The sequence below is a fragment of the Nocardia sp. NPDC050718 genome (assembly GCF_040654235.1).
GTDB lineage: Bacteria > Actinomycetota > Actinomycetes > Mycobacteriales > Mycobacteriaceae > Nocardia.
Genome location: NZ_JBFAHQ010000002.1, coordinates 575391 through 590326 on the forward strand (window position 1 = coordinate 575391; position 14936 = coordinate 590326).

11 protein-coding genes and 1 pseudogene are annotated in these 14936 nt (G+C 71.5%); 6 read left to right on the forward strand and 6 right to left on the reverse strand.

Features of this window, described 5'->3' with window-relative positions:
• Nucleotides 1-89: 89 nt before the first annotated feature.
• Nucleotides 90-1766 carry an alkaline phosphatase D family protein gene (locus AB0H54_RS12130; protein ID WP_357345037.1) on the reverse strand — a complete coding sequence of 559 codons (1677 nt, stop codon included), beginning with the start codon at nt 1764-1766 and terminating at the stop codon, nt 90-92.
• A 116-nt stretch (nt 1767-1882) separates the two neighbouring features.
• Between AB0H54_RS12130 and AB0H54_RS12135 the strand changes: the two genes are divergently transcribed.
• Nucleotides 1883-3229, forward strand: coding sequence for a replication-associated recombination protein A (locus AB0H54_RS12135; protein ID WP_357345039.1), 1347 nt, complete (start codon nt 1883-1885; stop codon nt 3227-3229).
• A 48-nt stretch (nt 3230-3277) separates the two neighbouring features.
• On the opposite strand, the gene AB0H54_RS12140 is transcribed toward AB0H54_RS12135, so the two are convergent.
• Both AB0H54_RS12140 and AB0H54_RS12145 read right to left on the reverse strand, forming a co-directional pair.
• On the reverse strand, nt 3278-3676 hold the full coding sequence (locus AB0H54_RS12140) for a hypothetical protein (protein WP_357345041.1): 399 nt from the start codon (nt 3674-3676) through the stop codon (nt 3278-3280).
• A 52-nt stretch (nt 3677-3728) separates the two neighbouring features.
• Nucleotides 3729-4451 (reverse strand): WYL domain-containing protein, encoded by a 723-nt coding sequence (locus tag AB0H54_RS12145; RefSeq protein WP_357345043.1) that lies wholly within the window; start codon nt 4449-4451, stop codon nt 3729-3731.
• A gap of 71 nt (nt 4452-4522) precedes the next feature.
• Here AB0H54_RS12145 and alaS point away from each other — a divergent pair, with 71 nt between their 5' ends.
• The 5 genes from alaS (at nt 4523) to AB0H54_RS12170 (ending at nt 10939) form a co-directional block, all read left to right on the forward strand.
• Nucleotides 4523-7186 carry an alanine--tRNA ligase gene (alaS, locus tag AB0H54_RS12150; protein ID WP_355281441.1) on the forward strand — a complete coding sequence of 888 codons (2664 nt, stop codon included), beginning with the start codon at nt 4523-4525 and terminating at the stop codon, nt 7184-7186.
• Nucleotides 7186-7749: a Holliday junction resolvase RuvX gene (gene ruvX / locus AB0H54_RS12155; protein WP_355281438.1), complete on the forward strand. Its 564-nt coding sequence runs from the start codon at nt 7186-7188 to the stop codon at nt 7747-7749. The genes alaS and ruvX overlap by 1 nt, the downstream gene beginning before the upstream one ends.
• The gene (mltG, locus tag AB0H54_RS12160; protein WP_357345045.1) at nt 7746-9293 is read left to right on the forward strand and encodes an endolytic transglycosylase MltG; all 1548 of its coding nucleotides are present in this window, start codon (nt 7746-7748) and stop codon (nt 9291-9293) included. Before ruvX ends, mltG begins: the two co-directional genes overlap by 4 nt.
• A complete protein-coding gene (locus tag AB0H54_RS12165) occupies nt 9286-10110 on the forward strand; it encodes a shikimate dehydrogenase (RefSeq protein ID WP_357345047.1) in 825 nt (274 codons plus the stop codon). The genes mltG and AB0H54_RS12165 overlap by 8 nt, the downstream gene beginning before the upstream one ends.
• 376 nt (nt 10111-10486) lie before the next feature.
• Nucleotides 10487-10939 (forward strand): B-4DMT family transporter, encoded by a 453-nt coding sequence (locus AB0H54_RS12170; RefSeq protein ID WP_355281430.1) that lies wholly within the window; start codon nt 10487-10489, stop codon nt 10937-10939.
• 51 nt (nt 10940-10990) lie between these two features.
• Here AB0H54_RS12170 and aroB read toward each other — a convergent pair whose 3' ends face one another.
• The 3 genes and pseudogenes from aroB to aroC form a co-directional block, all read right to left on the reverse strand.
• Nucleotides 10991-12106 carry a 3-dehydroquinate synthase gene (gene aroB, locus AB0H54_RS12175; RefSeq protein WP_218717161.1) on the reverse strand — a complete coding sequence of 372 codons (1116 nt, stop codon included), beginning with the start codon at nt 12104-12106 and terminating at the stop codon, nt 10991-10993.
• A 437-nt stretch (nt 12107-12543) separates the two neighbouring features.
• Nucleotides 12544-13200, reverse strand: a pseudogene (locus AB0H54_RS12180) (shikimate kinase); the annotation flags it as partial.
• A 350-nt stretch (nt 13201-13550) separates the two neighbouring features.
• Nucleotides 13551-14759 (reverse strand): chorismate synthase, encoded by a 1209-nt coding sequence (gene aroC, locus AB0H54_RS12185; protein ID WP_355281533.1) that lies wholly within the window; start codon nt 14757-14759, stop codon nt 13551-13553.
• Nucleotides 14760-14936: the final 177 nt, after the last annotated feature.

The window sequence follows — 14936 nt, forward strand, 5'->3', positions numbered from 1 at the left end:
GCCCGCTCGTCGGGTAGCCGTACTCACCCGACGAGCGACCGAGGCCGCGATCGACAGCCTGTCCGAAGAATTCTGCGCCGATTTCCGGGTCAGTGCACCGGAGTGGCCCGGGGTTCCAGCCGCCCGCCCGCGGGCACCGCGAACGAGGCGCCGTGCCGCAGCCCGGTCGCGGGGTCGGTGACATCGAGGACGTAGAACCAGTCCATCTGCGTCTGCGTCGGGGTCACCTCGAGCACGCCGAAGCCGTGCGAGTCGAGCTCGGTGTAGCGCAGGTGATGGTTGGCCGCCTTGATGGCCTCCTCGGCGGGCACCGAGACGGTCCGGTTCGGCACCTTCAGCATGTCGCCGACGCTGGACGAGGTGACCGAGGGGACGACGAACTCCGCGCCCACGGTCGGCCCGCCCGGATAGTTCGCGGCGTCGAGCGGCAGGTCCGCGGCCCAGGAGGTGTGGATGTCGCCGGTGAGGAACACGACGTCGCCCACGGTGTTGTCGGCGATGGTGCGGAACAGGGTGCGCCGGTCGGCGGTGTAGCCGTCCCACTGGTCGCCGTTGACGGTCAGGCCGCCCTGCGGCACGCCGATCGCCTCGGTGATCGCCTGGGTGGTGGCGGGTTCGAGCGGCGGGAACACCAGCGGCGCGATCATCACCGAGTTGCCGATCAGCTTCCATTGCGCGGGTGAGGAGCTCAGACCCGCGGTCAGCCAGTCCATCTGGGCGCGGCCGGTGATGGTGCGGGCCGGGTCGTCGGCCTGCCGCCAGCCGGCGCCGGGGCCCGCCTCGTGGTCGCGGTAGCTGCGCAGATCCAGCATCGACAGCTCGGCCAGGGTGCCGAACCGCAGCCGGCGATAGATCTGCACCTCGGTGCCGGTACGGGCGGCGCGCACCGGCATCCACTCCAGGTAGGCCTGCGCGGAGGCGGCCCGGCGGGCGCTCCACGGACCGTGCACGGCGGGATCGTGGTTCTCCGAGCCCTCGCGCCAGGAGTTGTCGGCCGACTCGTGGTCGTCCCAGGTGCAGATGAACGGCACCGACGCGTGCAGCGCCAGCAGATCGGGGTCGGTCTTGTACTGGCCGTGCCGGGTCCGGTAGTCGGCCAGGCTGACGATCTCGTTCACCGGATCGTGGGCGCGCACCGCGCCGTTGCGGCCGGTGTACTTGCCGCGCGCGTACTCGTAGATGTAGTCGCCCAGGTGCACGACCGCGTCGAGGTCGGTGCGGGCGGCCAGGTGCCGGTAGGACCCGAACCAGCCTGCTTCCCAGTTGGAGCAGGAGACCAGGCCCAGGCGCAGGCGGTCGACCTCGCTGTCGGCCGCGGGCGCGGTGCGGGTGCGGCCGACCGGCGAGGTCTCGCCGAGGGCGGTGAAGCGGTAGTAGTAGTCGGTGGCCGGTGCCAGGCCGGTCGCGTCGACCTTGACGGTGTGGTCGGCGTCGGCGGTCGCGGTCACGGTGCCCGAGGCGGCGATACCGGCGAAGGACTCGTGCGCGGAGATCTCCCAACGGACGGTCGCGGGGGCGCCGAGGCCGGAGCCGGGGACCGCGTCCTCGGCGACGCTGACCCGGGTCCACAGGATCACCGCGCCGGGCAGCGGGTCGCCGGAGGCGACGCCGTGGCGGAACACCGCGCCCGCCGCGTGCGCCGTCGCGGTACTCAGTACCACCACCGCGGCCGCCGCCGTCCCGCCTTTGAACAGGGTGCGCCGGGCGAACTGCCCTGTCGCGGAGGTGATGACGCCGTTGTTTTCGACCACGAGGAGCGATCTCATCCCACCGACGGGGTGACGCGCAAGTCCTGTTCGTAAAGTTGGTCAATCGTTCAATTCCGCGTCGGGTCGCCTCCGCCGCCGCGGACCTGTCCGACCGCCTCGGTACCCTGCCAGACGTGAGCGAGAGCCTGTTCGACGTGCCCGGAGAACCCGCCGCGCCCGAGCACGGTCTCGACGCGGTGATCCGGCGCGACTCCGGTGCGCCACTGGCGGTCCGGATGCGGCCGTTGTCACTCGACGAGGTGATCGGCCAGCAGCACCTGCTCGGGCCGGGCTCGCCGCTGCGCCGCCTGGTCGAGGGCTCCGGCGCGGCCTCGGTCCTGCTCTACGGCCCGCCGGGCACCGGCAAGACCACCCTGGCCTCGCTGTTGTCCCAGGCCACCGGTCGCCGCTTCGAGGCGCTGTCGGCGCTGTCCGCGGGCGTCAAAGAGGTCCGTGCCGTCATCGACGTGGCGCGGCGCAGGCTGACGGTGGGCGAACAGACCGTCCTGTTCATCGACGAGGTGCACCGCTTCTCCAAGACCCAGCAGGACGCGCTGCTGGCCGCGGTCGAGAACCGGATCGTGCTGCTGGTCGGCGCGACCACCGAGAACCCGTCGTTCTCGGTGGTGTCGCCGCTGCTGTCGCGGTCGCTGGTGCTGCAGTTGCAGTCGCTCACGCCCGACGACATCCGCCAGGTCCTCGACCGCGCGATCGCCGACCCGCGCGGGCTCGACGGGCAGTACACCGTCGCCGAGGACGCGCTCGAGCACCTCGTCCGGATCGCGGGCGGCGACGCGCGCCGCGCGCTGACCGCGCTGGAGGCCTCGGCCGAATCGTCGCTCGACGGCGTCGTCGACGTGGCGTTGGTGGAGGCCAGCGTCGACAAGGCCGCCGTCCGCTACGACCGCGCGGGCGATCAGCACTACGACGTGATCAGCGCCTTCATCAAGTCCATCCGCGGCTCCGATGTCGATGCCGCCCTGCACTACCTGGCGCGCATGCTCACCGCGGGCGAGGACCCCCGTTTCATCGCCCGCCGCCTGATGATCCACGCCAGCGAGGACATCGGGATGGCCGATCCGATGGCCCTGCAGACCGCCACGGCCGCCGCCCAGGTGGTGCAACTGGTCGGCCTGCCCGAGGCGAAACTGGCCCTGGCCCAGGCCACCATCCATCTGGCCACCGCGCCGAAGTCCGGCGCGGTGACCTCGGCGCTGGGCGCGGCCATGGCCGATATCGCCGCGGGCAAAGCGGGTGCGGTGCCCCCGCATCTGCGCGACGGCCACTACGCCGGGGCCGCCGCGCTCGGCAACGCGCAGGGCTACAAGTTCCCGCACGACGCCCGTGACGGTGTGCTCGCGCAGCAGTACCCGCCCGACGATCTGGTCGGCACCGACTACTACGAGCCGACCGATCACGGCTTCGAGCGCGAAGTCGGTCCGCGGGTCACCAAGCTGCGCCGCATCGTCCGCGGGAGCTAGTCCGACCGCGAAGAGCGGGGCAGTGGCGGTCCAGCGTGCGTCGCCGACTCAGTCGACGGCGAACAGTGCCGTCCCGCCGACCGACCAGATCCGGTGCAACCTGCCCGCGACGGCCTCCATCAGATCGATACCGCCGTGCTCGGGGTTCCCCGCCCGTTCCGAATGCCACCGGACCGCGAAGATCCCGGAGCCCTCGGCATCGAGTTCCGCACTCGCGGCCGAGTCGACCACGAAGCGCACGTCCGGCCGCTGCGCCCGGAACCCGGTGACGAAGTCGGCCAGGTCGGTGGGGCCGCGCAGGGCGTCGGTGAATTCCCGGGTGGGGGCGGCGAATCGAATCCGGAAGTCGTCGGTGAGCACCTCGTGCGCAATGGCGGGGTCGGTATTCCAGAGCTCGGTCCAGCGGGCGGCGAGCTGGTCTGCGGTGGTCGATGCGGTGGTGGTCATGGCCTGCTCCCTGGCGAAGGGCCGCCCCGGCGGCGGCCTGTGTCCCCAGACTTCAGTCCGTCCGCGACAACGGTGTGTCGGTGATCGACATCACATCGATCAGCCGCCCATCGCTGGTCGGAACGGTCGACAGGTCGATGCCCCGGTCGGGCGCCGTGTCGTCGAGCATCTGCGCGCGCACCACCCGATCGAGCCGGAATCCGCGCAGCCCCGAGCGCATCCGGCACCAGGCGTAGAGGAACCAGTGCTCGCTGCCCGCCACGAAGGCCAGCGGCTCGACGTCGCGTTCGGTGGGAGCCCCGAGCCGGTCGAGGTACTCGAGCCGTAGCACCCGCCGGCCGACCATGGCGTCCAGCATCGCGGGGGAGAGGACGGGCGCGGGTGCGACCGGGAAGAAGCGCACCCGGTCGACCAGCGCCGTCGCCCGCAGCCGGTCCTGCTCGGGCAGCACCGCCACCACCTTGTGCACCGCCGACAGCGCGGCCGCCGCGAACGGGGTGCCCGCCAGCCGGGGCAGCGCGACGGCCAGCGCGGTCGCCTCCGCCGCGGTCAGGCTGACCGGCGCCAGGGTGCGGTGCCGGTCGAGGGCGTAGCCGCCCGCGCGGCCGGGCACCGTCCGGATCGGCAGCCCGGACTGTTGCAGCGCGGCCAGATCCCGTTCGATCGTGCGGGTCGACACCTCGAAGCGGGCGGCCAGCTGACGTGCGGTGCGCGGCCGCGGACTGTAGGCGCGCAGCTCTTCGGCGAGGGCGTAGAGCCGCTCGGTCTTGGTCACGTCCGGATTGTCGCCGAGACCACCGACTCCGGCGCAAAACCCGCGGAATGCAGGCGGTAAGCTGGACAGCTGTGCAGACCCACGAGATTAGACGGCGTTTCCTGGACCATTTCGTCCGTGCCGGACACACCGAGGTGCCCAGTGCCTCGCTGATCCTGGCCGACCCCAACCTGCTGTTCGTCAACGCAGGCATGGTCCAGTTCGTGCCGTACTTCCTCGGTCAGCAGACCCCGCCGTACGCCACCGCGACGAGCGTGCAGAAGTGCGTGCGCACCCTCGACATCGAGAACGTCGGCATCACCACCCGCCACAACACCTTCTTCCAGATGGCGGGCAACTTCAGCTTCGGCGACTACTTCAAGCGTGAGGCCATCACCCTGGCCTGGACGCTGCTCACCAGCAGCGTCGCCGACGGCGGCTACGGCTTCGACCCCGAGCGCCTGTGGGTCACCGTCTACCTCGACGACGACGAGGCCGAGCGGATGTGGCTCGAGATGGGCGTGCCCGCCGACCGCATCCAGCGTCGCGGCATGGCCGACAACTACTGGTCGATGGGCATCCCCGGCCCCTGTGGCCCGTGCTCGGAGATCTACTACGACCGCGGCCCCGAGTACGGCGTCGAGGGCGGCCCCGAGGCCGACGAGGACCGCTACATCGAGATCTGGAATCTCGTGTTCATGCAGAACGAGCGCGGGGCCGGGATCGGCAAGGACAACTTCGAGATCCTCGGCCCGCTGCCCAAGCAGAACATCGACACCGGCATGGGTGTCGAGCGGGTGGCGTTCCTGCTCCAGGGCGTAGACAACGTCTACGAGACCGACCTGATGCGCCCGATCATCGACAAGGCCGAGCAGCTCACCGGCCGCTCCTACGGCGTCGAGCACACCGACGACGTGCGCTTCCGCGTGATCGCCGACCACGCTCGCACCGCCGCGATGCTCATCGCCGACGGCGTGAACCCCGGCAACGACGGCCGCGGCTACGTGCTGCGCCGCCTGCTGCGCCGCATCGTGCGCTCGGCCCGCCTGCTCGGCGCCGAGAAGCCGGTGATGGGCGAGCTGATGAAGGTCGTCTCCGACCTGATGTCGCCCTCCTACCCGGAGCTGGCCACCGACTTCGGCCGGATCGAGACCGTCGCGGTGGGCGAGGAGACGGCCTTCCTGAAGACCCTCAACACCGGCGAGACCCTCTTCGACAACGCCGCGACCGCGGTGAAGTCCAAGGGCGGCAAGCAGATCACCGGGTCGGACGCCTTCGCGCTGCACGACACCTACGGCTTCCCGATCGACCTCACCCTCGAGATGGCCGCCGAGGCGGGCCTGTCGGTGGACGAGGAGGGTTTCCGCTCGCTCATGGCCGAGCAGCGCAAGCGCGCCAAGGACGACGCCCAGGCCCGCAAGCACGCGCACGCCGACCTGACCGTCTACAAGGAACTCGTCGACCGCGGTGCCACCGAGTTCACCGGCTTCGACGAGCTCACCTCCGAGGCGAACGTGCTGGCCCTGATCGCCGACGGCGTGCGGGTGCCCGCCGCGCAGGCCGGGTCCGATGTCGAGGTCATCCTCGACCGCAGCCCGATGTACGCCGAGTCCGGCGGTCAGATCGCCGACCGTGGCACCATCACCGCCTCGGGCCTGAAGCTGCGCATCAACGACGTGCAGAAGATCGCCAAGAAGCTGTGGGTACACAAGGCCACCGTCGAGCAGGGCCAGATCACCGAGGGCGATGTCGTGCTCGCGCAGGCCGATCCGGCCTGGCGCCGGGGCGCCACCCAGGGCCACTCCGGCACGCACATGGTGCACGCCGCGCTGCGCCAGGTGCTCGGCCCCAACGCTGTGCAGGCCGGTTCGCTGAACAAGCCCGGCTACCTGCGGTTCGACTTCAACTGGCAGGGCGCGCTGTCGGAGCAGCAGAAGGCCGACATCGAGGCCGTCTCCAACGACGCGGTCGGCGCCGACTTCCCGGTGAACACCTTCGTCACCGACCTGCCCAAGGCCAAGGAGATGGGCGCGATGGCCCTCTTCGGCGAGAACTACGGCGACGAGGTGCGCGTCGTGGAGATCGGCGGCCCGTTCTCGATGGAGCTGTGCGGTGGCACGCACGTCGAGCACTCCTCGCAGATCGGCCCGATCACCGTGCTCGGTGAGTCCTCGGTCGGTTCCGGCGTGCGCCGCGTCGAGGCGTTCGTCGGCCTGGACTCCTACAAGTACCTGGCCAAGGAGCGCGCGCTGCTGGCCGGTGTCGCGTCCTCGCTGAAGGTGCCGTCGGACGAGGTGCCCGGTCGCGTCGAGCAGCTCGTGGAGCGGCTCAAGGTGGCCGAGAAGGAACTCGAGCGCACCAAGATCGCCGCGGTGCTGTCCTCGGCGGGCACGTTCGTCGAGCAGGCCGAGCGGATCGGCTCGGTCCTTCTGGTCGCGGCCGCCGCGCCCGAGGGCGTCGCCGCGGGCGATCTGCGCACCCTGGCCACCGATATCCGCGGCCGGTTCGGCAGCGACGCCGCGGTGGTCGTGCTGCTCGGCAACACCGACGGCAAGGCCCCGTTCGTGGTGTCGGTCAACAAGGCCGCCCAGGATCTCGGCTTCAAGGCGGGTGACCTGGTGGCCAGCTTCGGCCCGAGCATCGCCGGTCGCGGTGGCGGCAAGCCGGAGATGGCGCAGGGCTCCGGTTCGGATCCGTCGGGTATCCCGGCCGGTCTGGCCGCGGTCCGTGCCCGGGTGGCCGAACTCGCCGGCTGATGCCACCGACCGCAGGTCCAGCCGACCAGGAACCGGCCGACCGACCGGATCCGGCCACCGACCCCGGCCGGGGCCGCCGGATCGCGATCGACGTCGGCAGCGTCCGGATCGGGGTCGCCTCGAGCGACCCCGACGGAATCCTCGCCACTCCGGTGGAGACCGTGCCGCGCGCCAAGCCGTCGAAGTCCGGCGGGCGCGCGGCGGGTCCGCCCGCCGACATCGCGAGAATTGCCGACATTGTGCGGGAGTACGAAGCCGTCGAGGTGATCATCGGGCTGCCGCGTACCCTGCGCGGTGAAAACGGCACGGCGGCGGGGATCGCGCGTCGGTTTGCCCGGGAGTTGCGCCGGGTGATCGACCCGATTCCGATACGCCTTTCCGACGAACGTTTGACTACGGTGTCTGCTGCACGTGCGCTGCGCGACAGCGGAGTTCGCGCACGTGGCCAGCGGCAGGTGATCGATCAGGCGGCAGCCGTGTCGATTCTGCAAGGATGGTTGGACGAGCGGAGTTCGGTGTTGAAGGACGCAGCAGACGCGAGCGTGGTCGGAGACGATGCATGACCGACCGATGGGCCAGGGCCGAGGAACGCTACCGGGCGCGGGAAGCTGATCGGCGCTATCCCCGCCGCGACGACTGGGGTCTGGACGCCCGGGAGGCGCGCGAGGAGCCGCAGCAGGCCGGTCCCGCGGGCTGGGACGACGATGACGACACCAACGTCATCCCGCGCTACGAGGACGAGCACTACGACGACGAGCCCGAACCCGAGCCGGTGGCTCCGCCGCGCAGGGTCGGTCAGCGGGCCGCTCCGGCGGGCCGCGCCGCGGGTGGACGGCCCGAGGCCGATCGTGGCCGCGCTAAGGCGCCGTCCGGTCGCGACAAGCAGCCCGGTGGCCGTGGCAAGGCGGCGTCGGGACGCAAGCGGTCGCGAATCGCCTCGCGCAAGGCCGCCGAGCGCAAACGGCGCCGCCGCAACCTCTGGGTGGTCGGCGCCCTGCTGGCCGTGCTCATCGTCTCCGCGGCCGGTTTCGCCGGCTACAAGCTGATGAGCCGGTTCGCCCCCGCCGAGGACTTCGCCGGTCCGCCCGGTGCCCTGGTCGTGGTCCAGGTGCATCCCGGTGACACCGCGTCGCAGATCGCCGGCGCCATGCACGAGCGCGGAGTGGTCGCCAGCCGGGAGGCCTTCTACGAAGCGGCCGTACGCAATTCGGGGATGAACAACGTGCAGCCCGGGTACTACGCGATCGGCGTGAACAGCCCGGCGGCCACCGCCGTCTCCACGCTGGTCGGTGGGAAGTCGCGCGTCGGCAACGTCACCGTCTCCGAGGGACGGCTGCTGCACGACAAGCACGACGCGAACACCGGTGGCCGCTACGACGGCATCTACCGCAAGGTCGCCCAGGCCAGCTGCATCGGCGCCGAACAGAAGTGCGTCACCTACGAACAGCTCGACGCGGCGGGCGCGAGCACCGACCTGGCCGCCCTCGGCGTGCCCGACTGGGCGATGAAGGGCGTGCGGGAATCCCCGGACCGGTCCCGGCAGCTGGAGGGCCTGATCGCGGCGGGCACCTGGGATTTCGATCCCAGCGGGACCCCGCAGCAGATCCTGCGGCAGCTGGTGACCTCGAGTGTGGAGCGCTACGAGTCGACCGGGCTGCTGCAGTCCGGCGCCACCACGGGCCTGACGCCGTACCAGACCCTGGTGTCCGCGTCGCTGGTGGAGCGCGAGGCGAAGCCGCAGGACATGAGCAAAGTGGCCAGGGTGATCGTGAACCGGCTCAAGGCCGACCAGATGCTGCAGTTCGACTCGACGGTCAACTACACCCTGGACACCACCGAGGTGGCGACCACCAACGCCGACCGGGCCAGGGAAACCGCCTGGAACACCTACGCGATGCGTGGCCTGCCCGTCACGCCGATCTCGGCCCCGTCGCTGGACGCGTTGCGGGCCATGGAGAATCCGGAGCCGGGGGCGTGGCTGTACTTCGTCACCGTCGACAAGGAGGGCACCACCCTGTTCACCGAGAGCTACTCCGAACACCTGCGGCTGGTCGCCCAGGCACAGCGCAGCGGCATCCTCGACAGCTCCAAGCCCTACGGTGGCTGAGCCGCGCAAGGCGGCGGTGCTCGGCAAGCCGATCGCGCACTCGCGGTCGCCGCAGCTGCACCTGGCCGCCTACCGGGCGCTCGGGCTGGACTGGACCTACGAACGGGTCGAGTGCTCGGCCGAGCAGCTGCCGGGTCTGGTCGGCGGTCTCGGACCGGAATGGGTCGGGCTCTCGGTGACGATGCCGGGCAAGGAAGCCGCGCTCGCCCACGCCGACACGCGCACCGACCGGGCGGTCCTGGTCGGCTCGGCGAACACCCTGGTGCGCACCGAGGCGGGTTGGCTGGCCGACTGCACCGATGTGGACGGCGTGCTCGGCGCGCTGCGCGGTGGCGGCGTCGACCGGGTGCGTGAGGGTGTGGTGCTCGGCGCGGGTGGCACCGCCCGGCCCGCCCTGCTGGCGCTGGCGGAACTGGGCGCGGAATCGGTGACGGTGGTCGCGCGCGACGCCGGACGGGCCCGCGACGCGCTGGAGCTCGCCGAACGCCTGGGTCTGGCCGTGTCCACGATCGACTTCGAGGCCGACGCCCTGGCCGCCGTCTGCGCGACGGCGGGCGCGGTGGTCAGCACCATTCCCGCGGACGCGGCCGCCGCGGTCGCGGACCGGGTGGCGGCGGCCCCGGTGGTGCTCGACGCGATCTACAACCCGTGGCCGACCCCGCTGGCCGCGGCGGTGGCCGCGGCCGGGCACACCGTCGTCAGCGGTCTGCAGATGCTGCTCAACCAGGCCTACGGTCAGGTCGAGCTGTTCACCGGGCAGCCCGCACCGCGCGCCGCGATGGCGGCCGCGCTCGACGAGACCCTTCCGTCGGCCTGAGCGTCGTATTACCCTGGTGCCCAACGCAATCTAGGGGAGGGATTGGCTGTGTTCGGTCGAATCGTGGTCATGGTGCTGTCGGTTGTCGCCTCGGCGATCGTTGTCGGGGGTCCGGCCTCGGCGCAAGGGGGTTGTGCCTCGCCGCAACCGTCCTGGGGGTTCACCTGCGTGGCGTCGGCATCGAACGTCTCGCTGGCGAGCTGTCTGAAGGACGCGCCGCTGTGGAGTGATCGGGCGCGTTGTGAAGCGCGGACCGACGGTAGCGGCAGGTACGACCTCTGGGTGCCGTCGAACTGACCGTCCCGGCGCCTCCGGGAATCGCCCGATCCGGTGGAATTGATACCTGTTCTAGTTTTTTCCGGTTAAGGTGTTGCTCATGACCGCTTGGGTGTTACGAGCCACTGTCCTGGGCGCGCTGGTCGTCGGCTTACGGTTGCTGCTCGCCGTCGCGATGGCGTTCGCGCCGACCTACGGCACGATCTGGCGGGTGGCCTGCCTCGCCGTGATCGTGGGTGTCGTGGTCGCCTGGGGAATGCGCGACGGCCAGGCGGGCGCCGCCACCGATCTCACCGTGCGCTGGCTGGCGGCCGGGGCCGTCGCCGGCCTCGCGAGCGGGGCCGTGTGCCTGGTCCTCGATCAGGTGCCCGGCATCGAACTCGGCGAAGCCGGTGCGCTGTTCGAACTGACCTCGGCGGCGTCGTTCATCCTGCTGCTGGTGTTCCTGCCCGCGATGGCGGGCGTCGCCCTCGGTCGTCGACGGGCGCGGCGCACCCCCGAATCCACCGCCACCGCACCCCAGACCCAGCCGGAGTTCGCGCCGGTCGTCTGAGTCCACCGATACTGTGCCCGGCGAGGACCGCTCGCCGGGCACAGTGCCGTGTCAGAGCAGAATCGGGCCGCCGGTGGAGGCCTCACGCGCGATCGCCGAGTAGGCCGCGGCCAGCAGCGACGGATCGGGACCCTCGAGCCTGCCCGGCTTGGCCAGCCCGTCGAGCACCACGAACCGCAGCACGCCCGAGCGGGTCTTCTTGTCGGTCTGCATGGCGTCCATCAGCTGCGGGAGCGCGTCACCGTCGTAGCTGACCGGCAGTCCGACGCTCTCCAGGATGGTGCGGTGCCGGTCGGCGGTGGCGTCGTCGAGACGGCCGGCCAGCCTGCCCAGCTCGGCCGCGAACACCAGGCCGACGGAGACGGCGGCGCCGTGGCGCCAGCGGTAGCGTTCGCGGCGCTCCACGGCGTGGCCCAGCGTGTGGCCGTAGTTGAGGATCTCGCGCAGGCTCGACTCCTTGAGGTCGGCCGCCACGACATCGGCCTTGACCTGGATGGCGCGCCGGATCAGCTCCGGCAGCACGTCACCGGTGGGATCGAGCGCGGCCTCCGGGTCGGCCTCGATGAGATCCAGGATCACCGGGTCGGCGATGAAACCGGCTTTGATGATCTCGGCCATGCCCGCGACGATCTCGTTGCGCGGCACCGTCTCCAGGGTGGCCAGGTCGACCAGGACGGCGCTCGGCTCGTGGAAGCTGCCGACGAGGTTCTTGCCCGCCTCGGTGTTGATGCCGGTCTTGCCGCCGACCGCGGCGTCGACCATCGCCAGCAGCGTGGTCGGCACGTGCACGATGCGCACCCCGCGCATCCAGGTGGCGGCGACGAAGCCGGCCAGGTCGGTGGCCGCGCCACCGCCGAGGCTCACGATGGCGTCGTTGCGGGTGAGCCCGATCCGGCCGAGCACCTCCCAGCAGAACCCGGCCACGGCCAGGTCCTTGCCGTCTTCGGCGTCGGGGATCTCGATGCGGTGCGCGTCGATCCCGGTGTCGGCCAGCGCTTTCCGCACGACCTCGGCGGTCTCGGCCAGTGGCGGCTGATGGAAGATCGCCACGGTCCGCACGGCGTTGCCCGCGGTGACCGCCTCGACGAGATCGCCGAGCAGCCCGCGTCCGATGATCACCGGGTACGGGTCGGCGGTGCGGACCTGGATGGTGGTCGGCTCTGTCACGTGCGCTGCTCCGATTCTTTCTGGTCGTTGGTCTTGCGCCGGCCGCCGCGTCGGCGCGGCCGGTTGCGCCGGGTGCGCTCGCCCTGGGCGGTCGCGCGGTCCGCGTCGCCGGGCTGGCCCGTTCCGGACCGCTGCCCGGTCGGCGCCGGAGTGCCGGTGCGCTGACCCGCCGGGCGATCCGGTGACGTCGCACCGGACTGGGCCGCGGGTTCCCCGCCGGGCGCACGGGTCGACCTGGCATCGGCCTCGCGGTTCGCGCCCGCCGAGCGGATGCGGACCCCGCCGCGCCGGGACCTGGTGCGCCGGGACCGGCGGGCGCCGGTCGTGCGCGCCTCGCCCTGCGGTGTGCCCGCGTCACCGCCGGGTGCGGGGTCGGAGCCGGATCGCGTTGCCGCCGAACCGGTCCGGTCGATCGTGGCCTGCTCGGTCGCCCGGCGCGCGGCCGCGGCGCGTGCCCTGGCGCGGCGTCGCGCCCTGGACCGGTTGCTGCCGATCCCGGGCCTGCTGGTGGCCGAACCCGAAGCGGCGGTACCGGATCCGCCGGTGGCGCGCTCGGCGTCGAGATCGGTGCGCACCGATTCCAGGCCGAGTTTGGTGAGGATCATCCGCACCACCCGGCCCGGGCTGCGCCCGTCGGTCCGCACGCGCACCGTGGCGACCTCGCGGTAGAGCGGGCGCCGGATCCGCATCAGCTCCCGGTACTTGGCACCGGGATCGGTACCGTTGAGCAGCGGTCGCGCATTGCTGGAGCCGGTACGCCGAAGTCCTTCGGCCACACTGATTTCCAGGTAGACCACGGTCGCGGAACGCAACACCTCGCGAGTCCGCGCCGACAGCACCGACCCGCCACCGAGGGAGACGACGCCATCGTGCTCGAGCACCGCCCGGCGCACCACCAGCTCCTCGATCCGGCGGAACTCCGGCTCGCCGTCGGTCGCGAAGATCTCCGGAATCCCGCGCCCGGTGTCGGCCTCGATCCCGGCATCGGTGTCGTACAGCTCGACCCCGAGCTCCCGCGCGAGCTTGCGCCCGATGGTCGACTTCCCCGACCCCGGCGGCCCGACCAGCACCACACGCGCACGAGGTTCGGCCACCGCCTCGATTTCGGCGGTGCCGGTCCCGGTCGCCTCGCCAGTGGTTCCAGTCGGCTCGGCGTCACCGGGTGCGTCGGCTGCCTCGGTCGGCTCGACGTCACCAGGTGCGCCAGCGGTCTCGGCCGACTCGACGTCAGCGGTCGCATCAGCGGTTCGGGACGCCTCGGGGTCGCTGGTCGTGTCGGCATCACCGTTCGGGTTGGCGGCACTGGTACTGGTCTCGCCAGCAGTGCCAGCGGTGTCGGTCGCGTTGATGGGGCTGACTACTCGGTCGGCGCGGTCGTCCGCGCCGACGGTCGATGGGGGACCCGCGTCGTTGTCCTCCGCGGCCCCCTCCTGTCCCTGCCCGGTCACGGCGTGCGGCTGTCCGCGGGCACGTGCGGGCGGTTGCCGATCCGCTTGATGTAGCTGGTGATGTTGTCGAGGGTCTCGGTCAGCGAGTCGCCGCCGAACTTCTCCAGCGCCGCCTGCGCCAGCACGAGCGCGACCATCGACTCCGCGACCACGGCGGCCGCGGGCACCGCGCACACATCCGAACGCTGGTGGATGGCGACGGCTTCCTCGCCGGTGGACATGTCGACGGTCGACAGCGCACGCGGCACGGTCGAGATCGGCTTCATCGCGGCGCGCACCCGCAGCGCCTCGCCGTTGGTCATGCCGCCTTCGAGACCGCCCGCGCGGTTGGTCGAGCGCAGCACACCATCGGGGCCGGGACGCATCTCGTCGTGGGCCTGGCTGCCGCGCCTGCGCGCAGTCTCGAAACCGTCGCCTACCTCGACACCCTTGATCGCCTGGATGCCCATGAGGGCGGCGGCCAGCCGCGAGTCCAGCCGCTGCTCGCCGCTGATGAACGAGCCGAGCCCGATCGGCAGACCGTCGACGATCACCTCGACGACGCCGCCGAGGGTGTCGCCGTCCTTCTTGGCCGCCTCGATCTCGGCGATCATCGCCGCCTCGGCGTCGGCGTCGAACGCGCGGACCGGGCTGGCGTCGATGGCGTCGAGATCGTGCGCACCGGGGGTGACACCGGTGGTGTTGGCCGCGGTGCCGATCGACACCACGTGCGAGATCACCTCGACACCGAAGGCCTGACGCAGGAAGTTGCGGGCGACCGTGCCCGCCGCGACGCGGGCCGCGGTTTCGCGGGCACTGGCCCGTTCGAGCACCGGGCGGGCGTCCTCGAAGTTGTACTTGAGCATGCCGGAGTAGTCGGCGTGACCGGGACGCGGACGGGTCAACGGCGCGTTGCGCGCCATCCCGGCGAGTGCCTCCTCGTCGACCGGGTCGGCCGACATCACCTCGGTCCACTTGGGCCACTCGGAATTGGCGACCTCGATCGCGACCGGACCACCCATGGTCCGGCCGTGGCGCACGCCGCCGACCAGGGTGACCTTGTCGGCCTCGAACTTCATCCGGGCGCCGCGCCCGTAACCGAGCCGACGGCGCGCGAGCTGTGCGGAGACGTCGTCCGATGTCACCTCGACTCCGGCGACCATCCCTTCCAGGAGGGCGACGAGAGCGGGACCATGGGATTCTCCGGCAGTTATCCAGCGCAACACGCCGACCATCTTCCCATGTCGCCGCGCGTGGTCGGGCACGTGGGCCGACGTGATGAGCGGCACGTCGCCGCCGCGCCGGGCCGCGCGGTGGCGGCCACCGCCCCGATCGTGCTGCACCGACCCGGTCCCGACCGGTATCGGGGTACCGGCGCCAGGTGTGTGATCGGCCCGGCGCGT